The sequence below is a fragment of the Streptomyces sp. TRD_SC_5 genome (assembly GCF_056836825.1).
In genome coordinates this window covers 6,348,281-6,368,851 of record NZ_JBWZZS010000001.1, presented here as the reverse complement: position 1 = coordinate 6,368,851, position 20,571 = coordinate 6,348,281, and the positions used below count along the sequence as shown (strand labels likewise).

Below are 20,571 nucleotides of genomic sequence, written 5' to 3'. Positions count from 1 at the left end.
GGCGTTGAACGCAACCACCCCAACGAAACCCGACGTACCCGAACGTTCGACGCCCGAGGAGACGCCCCGGCGCGGCACCGACCCCAAAGCCACTGCCCCCGGCGGACGGAGTCCGGCGCAGCCGCACGAAGCCCGCGATGCCCCCAAGGGCAGAGCGGCGCGAGAGCGGCGTCCAGAAGCGGTCGCCCCGGCGCGGCACCGACCCCAACACCCCCGCCCCCCGCCGGACGAAGCCCGGCGCAGCCGCACGAAGCCCGCGATGCCCCCAAGGGCAGAGCGGCGCGAGAGCGGCGTCCAGAAGCGGTCGCCCCGGCGCGGCACCGACCCCAACGCCCCCGCCCCCCGGCGGACGGAGTCCGGCGCAGCCGCACGAAGCCCGCGATGCCCCCAAGGGCAGAGCGGCGCGAGAGCGGCGTCCAGAAGCGGTCGCCCCGGCGCGGCACCGACCCCAACGCCCCCGCCCCCCGCCGGACGAAGCCCGGGACGCCCCCGCCGGGGCCCGGCGCCGCGCCCCGCGTCAGAGCTCCAGGCGTGCGACTCGGCCCTTCTCGCCCGACGCCCAGCAGCCGAAGTCCCGTGCACAGTCCACCGTGTCGTACGAACCCGCGTCGATCGTCCGCCAGTTGCGGCCGCCGTCCAGGGTGAGGTCCGTGCCCGTGGGGCCGACCGCCAGGGCGCCGGACTTGGTGTGGGGCAGCCAGGTCACGCCCGAGCGGTACGCGGGCGGTGGGGTCTTCGACTGGTGCCAGCCGGCGCCGCCGTCGTCGGTCAGCGCCGACGCCTTCGGTGACGCCTGGCCCGCGCGGTAGTCGCCGCCGACCGCGATGCCGTGGTCGCGGTCGCGGAAGGCGAGGCCGAAGACGCCGCGCGCCGGGTCGCCCGCCGGGATGGTGGAGTCGGTGGCGGTCCAGGTCAGGCCACGGTCCGCGGAGTGCAGCACCCGGCCGGCCGGGCCGCCGCCGGTGGCGAGCCAGACGTCCCGCGGCCCGGCGCTGACCAGGCACTGGCCGCTCGCCGCGAAGCCGGCCTCGCCGCTCTGCGCGGCGGGCATGCCCTCGTTCGGCAGGACCTTCCAGGACTTGCCGCCGTCGGCGGTGGACAGGATGCGGTACTTGCCGTCGACCGGGTCGCTCATCGCCAGGCCGTTGCGGCTGTCGAAGAAGGTGACGCAGTCGTAGAACGCCCGCGGATCACTATTGCGGAAGCTCTCCGTCCACGTCGCTCCGCCGTCCTGCGTCCGGAAGATCCTCGACGCCTCGCCCTCACCGATCGCCAGCACCACCGCGCGCCGGCCGTCGAACGCCTCGATGTCGCGGAACTCCAACTCGCCCGCGCCCGGCGGCGAGACGTCCCGCCAGCTACGCCCCGCGTCGGCCGTACGCAGCACCGTGCCCTTGGAGCCCGCCACCCACGCGGTCTTCCTGCTGACCGCCGCCAGGCCCCGGAACCGTACGTCCTTGCCGGTCTCCTTCAGCTGCCAGCCGGGACCGCTCTGCGGCGACTTCGAGTGGGTCTGTACGTTCGCCTGCGCCGGCGCGGCCAGGGCGGCGGCCAGCGCCGCCCCGCACAGGCCCAGCGACATCGTTCGTCTCGTCTTCCCCATGCCCCTCATGGCGCTGGAAGCTAGTCCACGGCAGGAGCGCCGTCCAGGGTGCGATGCCCGCCCGGGGCCGCACGACTGAGCGCCACGGTGACGCAGGTCACATCACCGCCGCATGCACGGATCCCCTTGTTCTTACGTCTGTCCTTGTGACAGGACGCATCAACCGAACCGTGAGAGGGAGCAGGCCTTGTCTCCCCTGATTGAGCAAGCCGTGCAGGCCCGACTGGTCTCGTCCACACCCCGGATGGAGACGGTCGCCGCGACCTTGCGGTACGACCGCGCGGACCCGTTCGCCGTACGCATGGCCTTCCCGGCCGCCGCCACCCTGGAGGGCATCGAGGTGGCCTGGGCGTTCGCCCGCGATCTGCTGGCGGCGGGCATCGAATCGCGCGCAGGCCTCGGCGACGTACAGGTGCGGCCGTACGGGTACGGACGCACCGTGCTGGAATTCCATGCCGCGGAGGGCACCGCCATGGTCCACATCCGCACCGCCGACCTGCGCGGCTTCCTCAAACGCACGCACGAGCTCGTTCCCGTCGGCAGCGAGCATGTGCACCTCGACGTCGACCACGACCTGGCCGAACTGCTGCGCGACGCGCTGTGACGGGGCGGGCCGGTCAGGTCCGCCCGCGAACACACGAATAATCGGTTGGCACCCCCGGGGCCGCGGCGTACTTTGGTCGTGGCCCTGTTGTCGTCGATCGGAGTGGACGTTGCTCGTCTGAGGTCCTGAGACACCGTGTCGCACAGTTTCTGTCTGTGCGGCTCCGCGTGCGACCTCGGCACTTGAGCCGTCCACCCCCGGACCGGGGCCATCTCGCTGCCCCGGCCGGTCACGGCCCCCGGCGAAGGACTGTCACCCCTCCCCGGCCGTACGTCGCCACGCCCCCGGTGTCTCCACCCGTTGCCCTTGATCATTCCCAGCAACCGGGAGGCAGCCTTGTCAACCTTCCCCACCCATCTCACCTGTTCCGCGCTCTCCTTCGGCTGGCCCGACGGAACGCCCGTATTCGACGGCTTCCAGCTGGCCGTGGGCCCCGGCAGAACCGGGCTCATCGGCCTCAACGGCTCAGGGAAGTCAACCCTGTTGCGGCTCGCCGCCGGTGAACTCGCGCCCACCGCCGGAAAGATCCAAATCGCGGGCGAGGTCGGCTACCTCCCGCAGGATCTCGTACTCGACACCACCCTGCGCGTCGACGAGGCCCTGGGCATCGCCGACGCCCGCGCCGCCCTGCACGCGATCGAGGCGGGCGACGCGACGGAGGAGAACTTCACGGCCGTCGGCGACGACTGGGACGTCGAGGAGCGCGCCCGCGCCACCCTCGACCAGCTCGGGCTGGCCCGGATCGGCCTCGACCGGACCATCGGCGAGGTGTCGGGCGGCGAGTCGGTGCTGCTGCGGCTGGCCGCGCTGCTGCTTCGCCGCCCCGGCGTACTCCTCCTCGACGAACCGACGAACAACCTGGACCGCCGTGCGCGTGAGCGGCTTTACGCCGCGGTCGAGGCCTGGTCCGGCGTGATGATCGTGGTCAGCCACGACCGTGAACTCCTCGAGCGCGTCGACCAGATCGCCGAGCTGCGGGAGGGCGAGGTGCGCTGGTACGGCGGAAACCATTCGGCGTACGAGGAGGCGCTGGCCGTCGAGCAGGAGGCCGCCGAACGCATGGTGCGGGTCGCGGAGGCCGACGTACACCGGCAGAAGAAGGAGCTGGCCGACGCCCATGTGAAGCTGGCCCGCCGCAAGCGGTACGGGCAGAAGATGTACGACACCAAGCGCGAGCCCCGGGCCGTCATGAAGCTCCGCAAGCGCGCCGCGCAGGAGTCGGCGGGCAAGCACCGGATCATGCACACCGAGAAGCTGGCGGAGGCGAAGGAGCGGCTGAGCGGAGCGGTGGACGCGGTGCGCGACGACGACGAGATCAGCGTCGTACTGCCGCACACGACCGTGCATCCGGGGCGCACAGTGTTGACACTGCGTGACCTGGAGTTGCGGTACGGGGCCGGGGTCGCCGGCGAATTCGAGGTGCGCGGGCCCGAGCGGATCGCGCTGGTGGGGCGGAACGGGGCGGGCAAGACGACTCTGCTGCGCACGGTCACCGGGGAGCTGGAGCCGGTCTCGGGCGAGGCGACCGCGCATGTGCCGCTGCGCTTTCTGCCCCAGCGGCTCGACGTACTGGACGACGGGCTGACCGTGGCCGAGAACGTGGCGCGGTTCGCGCCCTCGGCGACCAACAACGCCATCAGGGCGCGGCTGGCGCGCTTCCTGTTCAAGGGGTCACGGGCGGATCAGGCGGCCGGGACGCTGTCGGGCGGGGAGCGGTTCCGGGCGACACTGGCGGCGCTGCTGCTGGCCGAGCCGGCGCCGCAGTTGCTGCTGCTGGACGAGCCGACGAACAACCTGGACATGGCGAGTGCGCGCAGGCTGGTCCAGGCGCTGGAGTCGTACGAGGGCGCACTGATCGTGGCGAGCCACGACGAGCCGTTCCTGGAGTCGATCGGGATCACGCGGCGGCTGGAACTGGGACGAGAGGAGGAAGAGGGGCCTGTTCAGGCTGATAGGGGGTAGTCGCGGGGACGAAGACGACGTGACATGGCTCTCGTATGTCCGTCCGACCTGTACCCATAACTGACCGTAACGGGACATTACAAACGGAGACTTGGCTCAGCTCTTACGACCCCCTTAACCTACGGTCACGTAACCTACGAAGCCGTAGGTAATTATGCCCCCGCCCCCGTCCCCAGGAGCACCCGTGACGATCGCCTCTCCCCAACTCGGCAGTTCGGACGCGTGGACCGACGCCCGACTGCTGTACGCGCTGGAAGAGGTGGTGGAGAAGGAACTCAACCGCCATCTCAAGGTCGCCAAGGACTGGATGCCGCACGAGTACGTGCCGTTCTCCGACGGCCGGAACTTCCCCGGCATCTTCGACGACGGCCAGGCCTGGGAGCCTGAGCAGTCGAAGGTCACCGACATCGGCAAGATCGCGCTCGTCGTGAACCTGCTGACCGAGGACAACCTCCCCAGCTACCACCACGAGATCGCCTCCCTCTTCGGCCGCGACGGCGCCTGGGGCACCTGGGTGCACCGCTGGACGGCCGAAGAGGGCCGGCACGGCATCGTGATGCGTGACTACCTGCTCACCTCGCGTGCCGTCGACCCCGACAAGCTCGAAGCGTTCCGTATGCAGCACATGTCGGAGGGCTTCGAGTCCGACAACCGGCACTCGATGCTGCACTCGGTGGCGTACGTCGCCTTCCAGGAGCTCGCGACGCGCGTCTCGCACCGCAACACCGGCCACCAGTCGGGCGACCCCGTCTGCGACCGCATGCTGGCGCGCATCGCGACCGACGAGAACCTGCACATGGTCTTCTACCGCAACCTGCTGGGCGCGGCCTTCGAGATCGCCCCGGACCTCACCATGCAGTCGGTGCGCGACGTCGTCGTCGACTTCCGGATGCCCGGACACGGCATGCCGGGCTTCGAGCGCGCCGCCGCCCAGATGGCGATCGGCGAGATCTACAACATGCGCATCCACCACGACGACGTGCTGCAGCCCGTCCTGCGCTACCTCAAGGTGCTGGAGATCGACGGGCTCGGCCCGGAGGGTCTCAAGGCGCAGGAGGAGCTCGGCCTGTACATGAACGGGCTGGACTCCGAGGCGAGCAAGTTCGACGAGAAGCTGGCCGCGCGCAAGGCCCGGATGGCTGCCCGCGCCGCCTCCTGACCTGCCGGCTGTACGCCGCCACCCGGCACAGGCCGCATCACCAGCGCCCCGTGCCGGGTGGCGGCGCGGTTGTTCGTCCGTCGCGGCCGGCTGCGACTAGGCGGCCCGCGCGTCGGCGCGGATCAGTTCCGCCGCCTTCTCCGCGACAGCCACCGTGGGCGCCTGCGTATGCCCCCGCGTGATCCGGGGCATCACCGAAGCGTCCACCACCCGAAGCCCCTCGACCCCCCTCACCCGCAGCCGCGGGTCGGTCACGGACGCCGCGTCGGTGCCCATGCGGCAGGTGCCCACCGGGTGGTAGAGCGTTTCGCAGGAGTCACGGATCGACCGCGCCAGAGCCGCGTCGTCGACGATCCCCGGGTACGGCGCCATCGGGCCCGTTGTGTACGGCGCGAACGCGGCGTCCGTGAAGAGAGCTTCGGCGTGGCGGACGCCCGCCATCAAGCGGCGGAGGTCGGACTCGTCCGTCAGGTAGGCGGGGTCGATGCGCGGCGCTGTCGAGACGTCGGAGTCCCTCAGGCTGATGCGGCCCTCGCTCGCGGGCTGGAGCAGGATCACGCCGATCGTGACCCCGTGCTCGGTCGGCGGCGTAAGTCCGTGCCCGACGAAGGGCACCGGAGCGTAGATCAACTCGATGTCGGGCGCCGCCAGTTCCGGCGTACTGCGGACAAAGGCGACTGCCTCGCCCACGTTGGACGTAAGGGGTCCGCGCCCGTACAGCAGGAAGCGGCCCACGTTGGCGAGGGTGTCCGCCCCGGTCAGCGTGACCGGGAGGGGACAGCGCATGGCGACCGCCGTGGACAGATGGTCCTGCAAGTGCCGGCCGACGTCGGGTGACGCCACACGCGGCTCGATACCGGCCTCACGCAGGTGCTCCGGATCTCCGACACCGGACAGCATCAGCAGTTGCGGGGAGCCGATGGCACCCGCGCTGAGGATCACCTCCCGACGGGCACGCAGCACGTTCCCATCCGCCACCACGCCCGTCACACGCGTACCTTCGAAGGCCAGCCTCCGCACCCGGACGCCCGTGATGACGTCAAGATTCCGCCGGCGCGCGGCCGGCTTGAGGTAGCCGTCGGCGGTACTCCAGCGCCGCCCGGCACGCTGATTGACCGGCGTCAGCGAAAACCCGTTGGGTTCAGGGACATTGAGTTCCGAAAGCTCCGCCAGGCCCGCCCCCCGACAGGCGTCCAGAAAGGCAGCGGTGGTCGCGTTCACCTCACGCGGCGGCGATACGACCATCGGCCCCACCGTCCCGTACACCGAACCCGCGGCATCAGACGCACCGCCGGTCCATCGCTCCGCCCGCCGGAAGTAGGGCACGATCGCGTCGTACGACCACTCGGCCCCCGCCGCCTCGCCCCAGGCGTCGTAGTCGTCGCGGTGCCCCCGCACCCACATCATCGCGTTGACCGACGAACAGCCGCCGACCACATGGCCACGCGGCCAGTACAACTCACGGCCACCCAGCTCGCCCTGCTTGGAGGTGCTGAAGTCCCAGTCGTACGGCGACTTGAAGAGCTTCGGGAAAGCGGCGGGGATCCGTATCTCTGTCTTACGGTCCTTCCCGCCCGACTCGACGAGCGCGACGCGCACCGTGGGGTCCTCGGACAGCCGAGCGGCGAGCACACAGCCCGCCGACCCCGCTCCCACCACAACGTAGTCGTACACACTCCTGCTCAACGCGTCTCCCCCGGCCGGTACTTCGAACGGTCCGGACCTCAGCATGTACCGCTCGCAGCCCCCGTGCCAGAGGGCAGTCAGGCATCAGAGCGTTCCCCGCCTGAGGCGCAGTCTCTCCTTCTCGGAAAGCCCGCCCCAGACGCCGAACCGTTCGTCATGGGTGAGCGCGTACTCCAGGCAGGCCTCCCGCCCTTCGCAGGCGCCGCAGAGCTGCTTGGCCTCGCGGGTGGAGCTGCCGGGGGCCGGGAAGAAGAACTCGGCCCCGGCCTGGGCACACAATGCGGTCTCCTGCCAGGAGAGTTCGCTGGCGATGTCGTTCAACATACGCAAGACCCTCCCCCCACCGGATCAACATCCCCTCAACGTCCGATCAACGCCTCCGGCGAACGGGACCGACCCCGAGGAGACGCCCCGGCGCGGCACCGACCCCAGCGCGCGAGCGGGTAACCCCCGCTCCTAGTGGGCGTGCTCCTGCGGATGGTGCGGCTCGTACCCCGGGATCGTCCCGTCGGGCTTGGCCACGAGAAAGAGCCCGGCCATCCCCATGTCGGAGTGGCTCTGCACATGGCAGTGGTACATCCAGGCCCCCGCGCCGACATGCTCCCCCGCGACGATCTGGAACCCGAACGAATCCGCCGGCCCAGTGATCTTGTTGTCGACGACGCGACTCGGATCATCAGGCCCCGTCAGCAGCCCGGTCCGGTTGTCCGCCCACCGATGACCGTGCATGTGGAACGTATGGTAGAACTCACCGTGCGTGATCATGACGACCTCCACCCGGTCGCCCACAGTCGCCTCGAAGTCCGGACTCCGGTGTCCCGGCCGGTTGTTGATGGTCATGTCGTTGAAGACGATGGTGAAGGTCTTGTCCGGCAGGATGTCGCCCTTCCGCCGCACGATCACCCCGCCGTAGAGCCCCTTGCGGATGCCGCCGGTCCCGTGGTCCGTCCCCACGACATGGTCGTGGTAGTGCCAGTACCCCGCGCTCCCGGCCCGCCAGGTCCCGTCCTTGCGCCGCCCCGGGACGTGCGTGCGCCAGGTGTACGTTCTGCTCCCGCCGGGCTCCACATGGCTCTTGCTCAGCTTCGTGCCGTCACTCGCGATGTCGTAGTCGACGCCGTGCACATGAAGACTCGCCGGCACATCGAGCGTGTTCTCGAACTCGATGTGCACGGTGTCGCCCTCGACGAGCTCGATCAGCGGCCCCGGCACCGACGCCTTGCCCTTCTCGAAGCCGTACCCCAACTGCCCGTCGGGCAGCTTCTCGGCGTACATCTTCAGCCGGTGGACCTGACCGCCGGCCGGCGCCGTCCTCGGCGGGCCCTCCGCCGCCGCGGAGCTTGCGGACTCCGCGAGTGACAACGATGTCACCCCGGTCGCCGCGACCGCCCCGCCCGCCAGCAGCCGCCGGTTGAAGGCTCGTCTGTCCATTGCGCAACTCCCCACCAACGTCCGGAGATTGACGGGCACACCGTAGCGGGAGGAGCTCTGTTCATCCACACCAAGGACAAAGTTGGCGCTATTCCGGTCATACCTCTTGGCGCGTCGCGAAAAGAGGTCTAGCTTCATCGGCTGTTCCTGTGACCACTGAGGGATGGGTGAACACATGCAGCGCGCACCACATCACCGGTCAAGACGCCGACGCGGCCTGACAACCGTACTGACGGCCGGAGTTGTCGCATCCGGCCTGCTCGGCGGCACCGCGGCGTCCGCCAAGCCGTACCCAGAACCGCCTACGACAACGTTGTCGCTCCCCGCCCTGCCGTCTCCCCCCGGCGGCGCGAACGTCCGCGTGCTGGTCTTCCACGGCTCGGCAGGCGCCGACGAGTCGCCCACGGTCAACGCGGGCATCGAGGCCATGGAGAAGATCGGCCAATCCGGCCCGGCCGCCCAACGCTTCCGCGTCGAGGCCACGGACGACGCGACAGTCTTCACCACCGCCAAGCTCGGCAGATTCAACGCGGTGGTGTTCCTGACCGGCGGCGGCGACGTGCTCGACCCGGAGCAGGAAGCGGGCCTGGAGGCGTACATGGAGGCCGGCGGCGGCTTCCTCGGCATCCACGACGCGGCGCGCACCGAGCCGTATTCCGACTGGTTCGGCGGCCTCATCGGCGCACGGCCGGCCGCCGGCGGCCCCACGAACGTACAGCGAGCGACCGTGGAGGTGGGCGACCGGCAGCACCCCGCGACCGTCAACCTGCCACTCCAGTGGAAGCGCCCCGACAAATGGCTGAACTGGACGAAGAACCCGTCCGGCGACGTCCACACCGTGGCGCGCGTCCGTGAGGCGACGTACAAACCAGGAACCAGCGCCAACGGCTGGGACCACCCCATTTCGTGGTGCCGCGACTACGACGGCGGCCGGTCCTTCTACACCGGCATGGGCGGTACGGCCGAGTCCTTCCAGGAGACGGACTTCCGCGACCACCTGCGCGGCGCCCTCCAGTGGACGACGCGCATCGCCCTCGCCGACTGCAAGGCGAGCATCAACGCCAACTACAAGGCCGAGCGCCTCACCGCGCCCAACCAGCCGGGCCAGTCCGACCAGATCGGCGAGCCGCACGGCCTGGTGACCGCCAGGGACGGCCGGGTCATCTACATCGGCCGGGGCGGCGGCGACAACAACGCGCCGGTCGTGACCGACTGGAACAACCCGGACGTCGGCAAGGGCCAGGGCCAGGTCCACGTCTACGACCCGAAGACCAAGAAGGTGACCTTCGCGGGCGCGCTCACCGTCTTCGGCAACAAGGGCGGCGGCGACGAACTGGTCAAGAACGAGGAGGGCCTGCTCGGCGTCGAGACCGACCCCGGCTTCCTCACCAACGGCTGGGTGTATCTGCACTACACACCCCACTCACAGATCGACCGCGACACCCGCATGGCCGAGCGCCGAGTCTCCCGCTTCACGCTCGACCTCACCACCAACAAACTGGACCTCGCCTCCGAGAAGGTCCTGCTCAAGTGGCCTGTCCAGATCCACAGTTGCTGCCACTCGGGCGGCGGCCTGGCCTGGGACTCCAAGCAGAACCTCTACATCGCGACGGGTGACAACAACTCATCGCGCTTCAGCGACGGTTACTCCGGCAACAACCCGGAGCCGAACTTCAAGGGCGTGTCCTTCGCCGACGCCCGCCGTACCGCCGGCAACACCAACAACCTCAACGGCAAGATCCTGCGGATCCACCCCGAGGACGACGGTACGTACACGCTCCCCGAAGGCAATCTCTTCACCGGCAAGGAGCCGGACGAGGGCGGCGGCAAGACACGCGGCGAGATCTACGTGATGGGCGTGCGCAATCCGGCCCGTATCGCGGTCGATCCGAAGACCGACATCCTGTACGCGGGATGGGTCGGCCCGGACGCGGGGGCGCCCAGCACCACCTGGGGCCCGGCGAAGTACGACACCTTCGCCGCGATCACGAAGCCGGGCAACCACGGCTGGCCGTACTGCATGGGCAACAACCAGCCGTACCGCGACCGCAATCTGCCGGACCCGAGCAAGCCGCTCGGCTGGTACGACTGCGCCAAGCCCAAGAACGAGTCGCCGAACAACGACGGCCTGGTCAACCTCCCGCCCGTCACCCCCAACACCATCTGGTACTCGCCCCAGGGCGGCGGCGTGGACTACCCGCGTGACGCCAACGGTGTGCCGAGCTACAAGCAGGAGGAGCAGAAAATCCTCCTGCCGTGGCTCAAGGGCGGCGGCCAGGCGACGATGAACGGCCCGGTCTACCGCCACGACGAAACGAGCCCCAGCCCGGACAAGTGGCCCGCGTACTGGGACGGCAAGTGGTTCGTAGGCGACTTCTACGACGGCGACCAGCCACGCCACGCGGTGCTGACCGACCCCAAGACCGTCGGCAACGGCGGGCTGCCCACGCACGCCGAGTCGCTCAAGAAGATCATCCCGGTGGGCGCGGACGGCATCCGCAACCTCATGGACTGGAAGTTCGCGCCGGACGGCTCGCTCTATGTCCTCGACTACGGGCGCGGGTTCTTCACCTCGGACGCCAAGTCGGCGCTGTGGCGCGTGACGTACAAGGGCGGCGAGCCGACACCCGCCGCCACGGACCTGGCCAGGAAGGCGGAGTAGGCAGTGAAGCTGAAACGAAGAGCTCCTCGGCTCTGGGTGGCCCTGGCAGCGGCGCTGCTGATGGTCCTCGGCCTGACCTCGACAACGGCGTACGGCCGCGACGACGACGCGGCAGCCCGGACCGCCGCCGCCCAGACCCTCACCTGGACGGCGGGCGACCCGATCGACCGCTATCTCACCTTCCCCAGGACAGCGGTGGCGGGCGAGACGACGATCGTCTTCGAGAACAGCGCGGCGACCGGCAACACGACCGGGATGCCGCACACGCTGACGTTCGACGTGTCCGACCCCGAGTACAACAACGACGTACAGCTGAACATCCTCGCCAACCCGAGTGACGCCGAGGGCGGCCGGCACACCGCCACCGTCACCCTGACGCCCGGCCGGTACTTCTACCACTGCACCATCCCCGGCCACGGCTCGATGCAGGGCATCCTCACCGTCACCGAGGGAGGCAGCGACGACACCACCGCGCCGGAGATCTCGGCGACCGTCAGCGGCGAGAAGAACGCCGACGGCGCGTACATCGGGCACGCCACGGTGACCGTCGCGGCCACCGACGCCGGTTCGGGCGTGGACAGGATCGAGTACGCCGTCGGAGCGGCCGGTGCCTGGCAGCCGTACACCGCGCCGGTCATGGTCCACGAGACCGGTACGCACAAGATCCGCTACCGGGCCACCGACAAGGCGGGCAACACCGCCGCCGAGAAGGCCGTCGACTTCACGGTCGTCGCACCACCCACCGACGACAAGACACCCCCCGAGACCTCGGCGACCGTCAGCGGTGAGAAGAACGCCGAAGGCCAGTACCTCGGCATGGCGACGGTCACGGTGACGGCCTCCGACACCGGCTCGGGCGTCAACACCATCGAGTACGCGCTCGGTGCGTCCGGCGCCTGGACGGCGTACAACGGCCCGGTCATGGTCCATGAGACGGGCGCGCACAAGGTCCGCTACCGGGCGACCGACCGGGCGGGCAACGCGGCCGCCGAGAAGTCGGTCGACTTCACGGTCGTCGCACCGCCGACCGAGGACAAGGCGCCGCCCGAGACCACGGCGACGGTGACCGGCGACAAGAACGCCGACGGCGCGTACATCACCAGCGCCAAGGTGACGCTCGCCGCGACGGACGCGGGCGGCTCGGGCGTCGACAAGGTCGAGTACTCGCTCGACGGCGGCCCGTACCTCGCGTACACGGCACCAGTGATCGTCGACCGCGTCGGCCGGCACACCGTCGACCACCGGGCGACCGACAAGGCGGGCAACACGTCCGCCGCCAAGCAGGTGGCGTTCACGATCGCGGAGGGCGGGGGCGTACCCGCGCCGAACTGCCCCGAGCACGACGAGCGGCTGACGGTCATCGTCGGCACGGTCGACACGGGCGTCCCCAACCGCATCACCCGCAACCGCTGCACGATAAACGAGCTGATCGAGGACGAGAGGGAGTGGACCTCCCAGGCGCTCTTCCTCAAGCACGTCGACAAGGTCATCGACAAGCTGCTGTACGACGGTGTCATCGACGAGCGCGAGCACCGCAAGATCTATCGCGCCGCCAAGCAGTCCGGCATCGGCAAGCCGGGCCAGACCGCCGGCTACCGCGATCTGTTCGACGGTACGCAGTCCGCATTCACCAAGTGGCAGCAGGTGGGCGGCGGTTCGTTCGCCCTGAACGCGGACGGCTCGATGACCAGCGGCACCACGAAGCCGGGCCTGGGCATGCTGTGGTTCCCGGAGCGCAAGTACGAGGACTTCTCCCTCAAGCTGCGCTGGCGCGACGACGCACCGGGCACGGGCAATGCCAACTCCGGCGTCTTCGTGCGCTTCCCGCAGGTCCACGACCACCCGGAGGAGCCGCGTCCGGAGTGGGTCGCCATCAAGTACGGGCACGAAGTGCAGGTCCTGGACCGTCCTGACGGCGACATGTACAAAACCGGCTCGGTCTACGGCTTCGACCGCGTGGGTCTGGGCGGTGCGGGCGTCACGCCCAAGGGCACCTGGAACGACTACGAGATCCGGGTGGAGGGCCAGCACTACTCGGTCTTCCGCAACGGTGTCCTGATCAACGAGTTCGACAACAACGGCGGGCAGGACTTCTACCCGCCGCGCGGCGACGACCCGGGCACTGACGGCCGGCGGTACGCCTCCGGTTACATCGGTCTCCAGGTGCACGGGACCACCGACGTGATCTCGTACCGCGACATCCGCATCAAGCAGCTCTGACCAAGTGCTAAGCCCCGGCGGCCGCGTGCGCAGGCGCGCGGTCGCGCCCGCCGGGGTGCCGGTGCCGGTACACCCAGAAGACCGTGGAGGAGACCAGCGCCCAGACACCCAGCACCAGGAAGGGGAAGAGGTGCTGGTGACCCTGGAAGTACACGGCCGTGTGCTGGGCATTGACCGACGCGCCCGGCGGCAGCCACTGACCGATGTGGCCGAGTACGGACGGCAGCAGCGGCCAGGACACCGCGCCGCCCGACGACGGGTTGCCGAGGAGCACCATCAGCCCCCACGTGGGGAGCATCGCCCACCGCCCCAGCAGGGTGTTGAACATCGTGAAGACCATCCCGGACGTGAACATCGTCAGCGCCAGAATCAGCCACGACTCGACGAACGGCAGGTCGAGCGCCCCGAGCACCCAGTCCACGACGGCGGCGATCGCGAACGCGCCGAGGAGGGAGTAGGCGACGGTGAAGCCGATCCGCTCGGCGGGGTTCAGCGCACGGGCATGAACGCTCAGCTGAATCGCGCCGACGAAGCCGATGATGACGGCGGCGAGCGAGATGTAGAAGAGGGCGAGTCCGCGCGGATCGCCCTCCTGCAGCGGCTTGATGTCCCTGATCACCACCGGTACACCGGTCTGTTCACCGACCTTCGCACCCGTCTCGGCGAGCACCTGCGCGACGGAGGCTCCGGACGCACCCGCCACATCGAGCTCGACACCGACACCGACACCGACACCAGGATCTCTCGTCCGCAGAATCGCGAACTCCTCCTGCTCCTCCACGGCCTCGCGCGCCTCGGCGTCCGTGTCGTAACGCGTGAGGACGAGCGAGGCGTTGAGTGCCTTCTCCATGCCGGTGACGAACGCCCGGCCGTGGGGTGCCTCCGTGTCGCCGACCACCGCGGTGGGGACGCGGTGCGGGGTCGGGCTGGCCATCGTGTACGTGTAGGAGCCGGCGAAGAGCCCGGCGGCCAGGGCGAGGATGAAGACCAGCACGAGGGCGGGCAGGAACGGGGACTCCTTGAAGGCCGCCCACTTCTCGGACCGCGTAGGCGGCCTGCCGTGCGCGCCGTGCGACGCGTCGCTTCCGTCCGCGTCGTGCCTTCCCTCGGTCATACGGCGCTCACGCGTCCTCGTGCTTCGCCCTGCTCGGCGCGACCCGCTTCGGCTCGCCCGGCATCTTGGGGTAGTCCGGCGGGTACGGCATGTCGCCCAGGCCGTGGTGGTGTTCGTCACGTTCGGCCAGCTCCAACAGGCTTTCCAGACCGAACGCGTGGTCGTCCATGTCCGCGTGTACGTCGCCGAGTTCGGCGAACCGCACCGGCATGGTGGCGATGTCGAACTCGCGGGGATCTGCTTCGTCGAGTTCGTCCCAGGTCAGCGGCGCGGAAACGGGGGCGTGCGGACGCGGCCGTACGGAGTAGGCGGAGGCGATCGTGCGGTCGCGCGCCGTCTGGTTGTAGTCGACGAAGATCTTCTCGCCCCGCTCCTCCTTCCACCACGCGGTGGTGACCCGGTCGGGCATGCGCCGCTGGAGTTCGCGGCCGACGGCGATGGCGCAGCGGCGTACCTCCGTGAACGTCCAGCGGGGCTCGATCGGCACGTACACATGCAGCCCGCGGCCGCCGGAGGTCTTGGGCCAGCCGCGCAGGCCGTGTTCGTCGAGCAGTGCGTGGAGTTCGTGGGCGGTTCTGACCGCGTCCCCGAAGTCCGTACCGGGCTGCGGGTCCAGGTCGATGCGCAGCTCGTCGGGGTGCTCGGGGCGGTCGCGGCGTACCGGCCACGGATGGAAGGTCAGACAGCCCAGGTTCGCGGCCCAGAGCACGGCGGCGGGCTCGGTGGGGCACATCTCGTCCGCCGTGCGCCCGCTGGGGAAGGCGATGCGGGCGGTGGGGATCCAGTCGGGCAGGTTCTTGGGGACGCGCTTCTGGAAGAACGACTCGCCCCCGACGCCGTCGGGGAAGCGTTCGAGTGTGGTCGGGCGGTCGCGCAGGGCGCGGGTGATGCCGTCGCCCACGGCCAGGTAGTACTGAGCCACGTCCCACTTGGTGTAGCCGGGCTCGGGAAAGTAGATCTTGTCCGGACTGGACAGTCGTACGGTCCGCTCTCCGGCATGCAGCTCCACCGCTTCACCCATGTCCGCCACGCTAAGCCGGTCGGGCTTTCGTCGCACACCGGGACACATCGCGTCACATCGAGCGATCAGGCCCACAAGGCCGCAGAATCGAGCCATGGATCTGCCGGTGATGCCGCCCGTGAAACCGATGCTGGCCAAGGCCGTGGCCACCATCCCGCCGGGGCCCGGCATGCAGTACGAGGCCAAATGGGACGGGTTCCGCGCGATCGTCCACCGGGACGGCGACGAGATCGAGATCGGCAGCAGGACGGGCAAGTCGCTGACCCGTTACTTCCCCGAGCTGGTCGAGTCGCTGCGCGCCGCGCTGCCGCCCCGCTGCGTCGTGGACGGCGAGATCGTCGTCGTCCACGACGGCCGGCTCGACTTCGACCGCCTCAGCGAGCGCATCCATCCGGCGGAGTCCCGGGTGCGGACGCTCGCCGAGCGGACACCGGCGAGCTTCGTCGCGTTCGACCTGCTGGCCCTGGACGACGAGGCCCTGCTGGACGCCCCGTTCGTGTACCGGCGCAGCGCGCTTGCCGGGGCGCTCGAGGGCGCCCCGCCGCCGGTCTACCTGGCGCCCGCGACGAACGACATCGAGGTGGCCCGGCAGTGGTTCGAGCACTTCGAGGGCGCGGGGCTCGACGGTGTGCTGGCCAAGCCGGAGTCCATGCCGTACCGCCCGGACACCCGTCTGATGTACAAGATCAAGCACGAGCGCACGGCGGACTGTGTCGTCGCCGGTTACCGGTTCCACAAGACGGGCGCCGTCGTCGGCTCGCTGCTCCTCGGCCTCTACGACGAGGCGGGCGCGCTCCAGCACGTCGGAGTGTGCGCGGCGTTCCCGATGCGCCGCCGCCAGGAGCTGATCGACGAGCTGGGGCCGCTGCGCATGGAGTCGCCCGAGGCCGAGGGGCACCCGTGGGCGGCCTGGACGGACGACGCCGCCCACGAGAGCACCCGGATGCCCGGCGCGCCGAGCCGCTGGTCCGGCAAGAAGGATCTGTCGTGGGTGGCGTTGCGCCCCGAGGCGGTGTGCGAGGTGGCGTACGACCACATGGAGGGCGACCGCTTCCGGCACACGGCCAGGTTCCGCCGCTGGCGTGAGGACCGTACGCCGGAGGGCTGTACGTACGCCCAGTTGGAGGAGCCGGTGAGTTACGACCTCTCGGACGTGCTCAAGCCGCGGTGATCCGGGGTCGTCTCACGGCGCCGTGATCTTGTCCCACTCCCGGCGGTCGGGACCGACCGTGTTCCGTACGTAGTCGGGGTGGGCCTCGAGCCAGGCCGCGACCCGCGCCCTGACCTCCGGGGCTCCGTACGCCTCGGCGGGCGGCACGAAAAGGTGCCGCACTCCGGCGCGTGCCCGCATCACTTCCGGGTCCTCCAGGGCGCACGCGAAGAGCACCGCCATCTGCCGGGCCGGTCCGGCCCCGAACTCCCTCTCGGCGAAGCGCTCGCCGATCGCGCGGTCGGTCATGACCTGGAAGTCGAACCAGGGCTTGAGGGTGCGGGCCGCCCAGGCGTAGTGCTCCGCGACGAAGTCCGGAGAGCCGGGGGCGTGGCGCGGGTCCTGGCCCTGGCTCCGGTCGCGCCCCGCGCGCGGGTCCGTCTCCCGGGCGACCCGGCGGGCTGCCCACAGCGCGAGCGACATTCCCTGTCCGATGGTCGGGTTGGTGTGGGTGAGGGAGTCGCCGACGCCGACCATGCCTGTGGCGACGGGCCCCTGTTCGTCGACGAGGGCACTCCAGCGGTTGTCGAGTCCGGCGGTCGCCAGCACCGGTGACAGCGGCCGCGCCCCCAGCTCCAGCCACGCCTCCCCCGGCGGGAAGGTGCGGGCCGCCGCCTCGAAGACGGCGGGGTCGCGGAGCGCTCCACGCGTCGGGTCCTCGGTGTGGACGAAGAGGGTTACGGCGAACAGCCCGTTGTCGGCGGGGGAGACCGCGCACCCGGCGAAGGTTCCGCCGGCCACGGCCCAGGGCCGGGTGGGGCCCTGGGCGCGCCCGTCCGGCAGTCGGTACCAGCGGCAGAAGTACGCGATGCCGGTACGGTGGCGCTCCACCACCGGGGGGCGGCAGCCGGCCCCGGTCAGCCACTCCCCCGCGGCGCACCGGCGGCCGCCGGCGTCGATCACGAGCTCGGCTTCGTACGCCCCGAGTTCCGTCCGTACGCCGCGGACGCGCGGCGGGGCGGACGACGGGTCGACGAGCAGGCCGGTGGCGGGCTCGCCGTAGCGCAGGGCGGCTCGCGGCTCGGCGCGCAGCGCGGCGGTGAGCGCCGTCTCGACGACGATGCGCCGTGCCTGGACCGTCACCAGGTTCTCGTCGCCGGGCCGGGCGGGCGGGCGTTCGTCGAACCAGTCCAGCTCGTGCCGTTCGCGGGCGCCGAGCCGCATGATCGTGTCGTAGACGTCGGGTGCTTCGGCGCGGAGCACGGCGCGGGCGGCGCCGAGCATGAGGTGGGGCTGGGCGGCCTGCGGTACGCCGGGGCGCCGCCAGCCGAAAAAGTCCTCGTCCAGGGTGGACCCGCTGCCGCCGGGGGCGCGGGCGTCGCGTTCGAAGACCGTCACGCGGTGGCCGCGTCTGGTGGCGAAGAGCGCGGTTGCCAGTCCGCCGATGCCGCCGCCGATCACCGCGAAGTCCGCCATGCCGTCCCCCTCGCCCGGATTACCCTCGCTGAAGCCTGCCCAGTACGGGACGGCCCGACCCGGGGGAAGCCCTGGCGGGGCCTTTCCCCTGCCCGCCCCTTCCCGAACTGGGGGCAAAGCCCCCAGACCCCCGGACGGGCTGGATTCGGCCGCACCACCCAGCCCTTCCGGCGTTTGAGGAGCGGGGTCTGGGGCAGCGCCCCCACGCGGCGGAGCCGCAAAATGTCACAGCCGGGAAGGGGCGGGTAGGGGAACACAGCCCCGCAGGGCTCCGCACCCCACGGCACCGCACCGCAGGGCCCCGCACCCCACGGCCCCGCACCCCTACGGCGTACGGCCGTCACCGCATGCGCCCCGCCCGCCCCGGTGTGAGGGTGCAAGGGTGACCACCACCCGCGAGACCAGCCCGGCCAAGGCCCCGGTACCGCCGCCGGCGGCTGCCTCCGCGCCGCCCGTGCTCGACCGGCGGCAGCGCAACATCGTCTTCGGGACGATCATGCTCGGCATGCTGCTGGCGGCCCTCGACCAGACGATCGTCGGCACCGCCCTGCCGACCATCGTCGCCGAACTCGGCGGCGCCGAGCACATGTCGTGGGTGGTCACCGCCTACCTGCTGGCCGAGACCGTCGCCACCGTCCTCGTCGGCAAGTTCGGTGACCTCTTCGGCCGCAAGCTCATCTTCCAGGTCTCGGCGGTCGTCTTCATCACCGGCTCGTTCCTGTGCGGCCTCTCGGGCAACATGACCCTGCTGATCGCCTGGCGCGCCCTCCAGGGCATCGGCGCGGGCGGCCTGATGGTCACCTCGATGGCGCTGATCGCCGATGTCATCCCGCTGCGCGAGCGCGGCAAGTACCAGGGCGCCATCGGCGCGGTCTTCGGCGTCGCCACCGTCATCGGCCCGCTCCTGGGCGGGCTCTTCACCGATCACCTCACCTGGCGCTGGGCCTTCTACGTCAACGTACCGCTCGCGATCCTCGTGGTCATCGCCGCCGCCCGCAACATCCCGTCCGTACGCTCGGCGACCCGCCCCGTCATCGACTACCTCGGCATCGCGCTCGTCGCGATCGGCGCGAGCGCGCTGATTCTGGCGACCAGTTGGGGCGGCAACGAGTACGCCTGGGGGTCGAGCGTCATCATCGGCCTCTTCGCGGGCGGCCTGATCGCGCTCGCGCTGTTCTGTTACGCCGAGACGCGTGCCGCCGAGCCCATGCTGCCCATGCGGCTGTTCTCGAATGCCGTCTTCACCGTCTGCTCGATCCTCAGCTTCGTCGTCGGCTTCGCGATGCTCGGCGCGATGATCTTCCTGCCGACGTATCTCCAGTACGTCGACGGGGACTCCGCGACGGTCTCCGGCGTCCGTACCCTTCCCATGATCGTCGGCCTCCTCATCGCGTCCGTCTTCAGCGGCAACGTCGTCAGCAAGACGGGCACGTACCGGATCTTCCCGATCGTCGGCTCACTGGTGATGGGCATCGGCCTGTTCCTGCTGTCCCTGATGGGCACGGGCTCCGGCACCTGGCTGGAGTCGCTCTACATGTTCGTGCTCGGCTTCGGCATCGGCCTGTCCATGCAGGTCCTGACGATCGTCGTGCAGAACACCGTGGCGTACACGGACCTCGGCACGGCCACCTCCGGCGTCACCTTCTTCCGTACGCTCGGCATGTCGTTCGGCACCGCCGTCTTCGGCACCATCTACGCCAACTCCCTGCGGCCCAACCTCACGGAGGGAGTCCGCGAGGCGGCCCTCACCAGCGGGGCGGATCCCGCGGCCCTCGCCCAGGCGGCGCAGAGCCCCGACGGCCTGCACGCGCTGCCGCCCGCGCAGGCGGAGCCGATCATCCAGGCGTACGCCGACTCGCTGCACACGGTGTTCCTGTGGACCGTCCCCGTCGCGGTCTTCGGCTTCGTCGTGTCGCTGTTCCTCAAGCAGGTCAAACTGCGCGACACCGCCCGCGCCGGCTCGACCGACATGGGCGAGGGGTTCGCGTCCCCCAGTTCGGGCGATTCCGCCAAGCTGCTGGAGTTGTCCGTCGCGCAGATCCTGCACACCAAGGGGCCCGACACGGCGCGGTGGATCGTCAGCGGCTCCGACACCCGGCTCGACATCGCGGGCGCCTGGGCGGTCATGCAGGTCGCACTGATGACCCGCATCGTCGGACATGCCAGCCTCGGCCTGATCGCCACCCGCCGCAACGTCCCGCCGGAGGTGTTGCTGCCGGTCTTCGACCGGATGGTCGACGAGGGCTACCTCACCCGCGACGGCAACCTGCTCTCGCACACCCCGGCGGGCGAGCGGGAGGCCGAGGTGATCGGCGCGGCCTGGTCACGGTGGATCGGCGACCAGTTGGAGATGGACGACGGGGGGCGGCCGGGCAGCGAGGAGCTGCTGGTCGCCGTCGACGCCATCGCCAAGCGGCTGCTCGCCGAGGACCTTGCACAGGGCGAGCTCCTGCCGGCGGCCGGCCGGCGCTGAGCCGGCTCGC

The 20,571-nt window shown here is 70.3% G+C and carries 14 protein-coding genes; 7 read left to right on the top strand and 7 right to left on the bottom strand.

What is annotated here, in order from left to right:
• Positions 1 to 517: 517 nt before the first annotated feature.
• A complete protein-coding gene (locus tag AC1P0E_RS29145) occupies positions 518 to 1,582 on the bottom strand; it encodes a WD40/YVTN/BNR-like repeat-containing protein (RefSeq protein WP_482745944.1) in 1,065 nt (354 codons plus the stop codon).
• A 208-nt stretch (positions 1,583 to 1,790) separates the two neighbouring features.
• Here AC1P0E_RS29145 and ssgD point away from each other — a divergent pair, with 208 nt between their 5' ends.
• The 3 genes from ssgD (at position 1,791) to AC1P0E_RS29130 (ending at position 5,328) form a co-directional block, all read left to right on the top strand.
• Positions 1,791 to 2,207 carry a spore wall synthesis regulator SsgD gene (gene ssgD / locus AC1P0E_RS29140; protein ID WP_482745084.1) on the top strand — a complete coding sequence of 139 codons (417 nt, stop codon included), beginning with the start codon at positions 1,791 to 1,793 and terminating at the stop codon, positions 2,205 to 2,207.
• A 336-nt stretch (positions 2,208 to 2,543) separates the two neighbouring features.
• Positions 2,544 to 4,169, top strand: coding sequence for an ABC-F family ATP-binding cassette domain-containing protein (locus AC1P0E_RS29135; protein ID WP_482745083.1), 1,626 nt, complete (start codon positions 2,544 to 2,546; stop codon positions 4,167 to 4,169).
• 184 nt (positions 4,170 to 4,353) lie between these two features.
• Entirely contained in the window at positions 4,354 to 5,328 is a 975-nt protein-coding gene (locus tag AC1P0E_RS29130; protein ID WP_482745082.1) for an acyl-ACP desaturase, read from the top strand.
• Between the two features lie 96 nt (positions 5,329 to 5,424).
• On the opposite strand, the gene AC1P0E_RS29125 is transcribed toward AC1P0E_RS29130, so the two are convergent.
• From AC1P0E_RS29125 to AC1P0E_RS29115, 3 genes are all read right to left on the bottom strand, one after another.
• Positions 5,425 to 7,014 carry a GMC family oxidoreductase gene (locus AC1P0E_RS29125; protein WP_482745081.1) on the bottom strand — a complete coding sequence of 530 codons (1,590 nt, stop codon included), beginning with the start codon at positions 7,012 to 7,014 and terminating at the stop codon, positions 5,425 to 5,427.
• Positions 7,015 to 7,098: 84 nt separating this feature from the next.
• Positions 7,099 to 7,338, bottom strand: coding sequence for a WhiB family transcriptional regulator (locus AC1P0E_RS29120; RefSeq protein WP_482745080.1), 240 nt, complete (start codon positions 7,336 to 7,338; stop codon positions 7,099 to 7,101).
• A 132-nt stretch (positions 7,339 to 7,470) separates the two neighbouring features.
• Positions 7,471 to 8,445 (bottom strand): multicopper oxidase domain-containing protein, encoded by a 975-nt coding sequence (locus tag AC1P0E_RS29115; protein WP_482745079.1) that lies wholly within the window; start codon positions 8,443 to 8,445, stop codon positions 7,471 to 7,473.
• Positions 8,446 to 8,620: 175 nt separating this feature from the next.
• On the opposite strand from AC1P0E_RS29115, the gene AC1P0E_RS29110 reads away from it, so the two are divergent.
• Positions 8,621 to 11,107, top strand: a complete 2,487-nt coding sequence (locus tag AC1P0E_RS29110) for a ThuA domain-containing protein (protein WP_482745078.1) — start codon at positions 8,621 to 8,623, stop codon at positions 11,105 to 11,107.
• A gap of 60 nt (positions 11,108 to 11,167) precedes the next feature.
• Entirely contained in the window at positions 11,168 to 13,327 is a 2,160-nt protein-coding gene (locus tag AC1P0E_RS29105) for an OmpL47-type beta-barrel domain-containing protein (RefSeq protein ID WP_482745943.1), read from the top strand.
• Between the two features lie 7 nt (positions 13,328 to 13,334).
• Here the strand turns inward: AC1P0E_RS29105 and AC1P0E_RS29100 are convergent, their stop codons facing one another.
• Positions 13,335 to 14,441, bottom strand: a complete 1,107-nt coding sequence (locus AC1P0E_RS29100) for an ABC-2 transporter permease (RefSeq protein WP_482745077.1) — start codon at positions 14,439 to 14,441, stop codon at positions 13,335 to 13,337.
• Between the two features lie 7 nt (positions 14,442 to 14,448).
• Positions 14,449 to 15,462 carry a non-homologous end-joining DNA ligase gene (gene ligD / locus AC1P0E_RS29095; protein ID WP_482745076.1) on the bottom strand — a complete coding sequence of 338 codons (1,014 nt, stop codon included), beginning with the start codon at positions 15,460 to 15,462 and terminating at the stop codon, positions 14,449 to 14,451.
• Between the two features lie 94 nt (positions 15,463 to 15,556).
• On the opposite strand from ligD, the gene AC1P0E_RS29090 reads away from it, so the two are divergent.
• The gene (locus AC1P0E_RS29090; RefSeq protein ID WP_482745075.1) at positions 15,557 to 16,633 is read left to right on the top strand and encodes an ATP-dependent DNA ligase; all 1,077 of its coding nucleotides are present in this window, start codon (positions 15,557 to 15,559) and stop codon (positions 16,631 to 16,633) included.
• Positions 16,634 to 16,645: 12 nt separating this feature from the next.
• On the opposite strand, the gene AC1P0E_RS29085 is transcribed toward AC1P0E_RS29090, so the two are convergent.
• Positions 16,646 to 18,088 carry an FAD-dependent oxidoreductase gene (locus AC1P0E_RS29085; RefSeq protein ID WP_482745074.1) on the bottom strand — a complete coding sequence of 481 codons (1,443 nt, stop codon included), beginning with the start codon at positions 18,086 to 18,088 and terminating at the stop codon, positions 16,646 to 16,648.
• Positions 18,089 to 18,470: 382 nt separating this feature from the next.
• Here AC1P0E_RS29085 and AC1P0E_RS29080 point away from each other — a divergent pair, with 382 nt between their 5' ends.
• A complete protein-coding gene (locus AC1P0E_RS29080) occupies positions 18,471 to 20,561 on the top strand; it encodes an MDR family MFS transporter (RefSeq protein WP_482745073.1) in 2,091 nt (696 codons plus the stop codon).
• Positions 20,562 to 20,571: the final 10 nt, after the last annotated feature.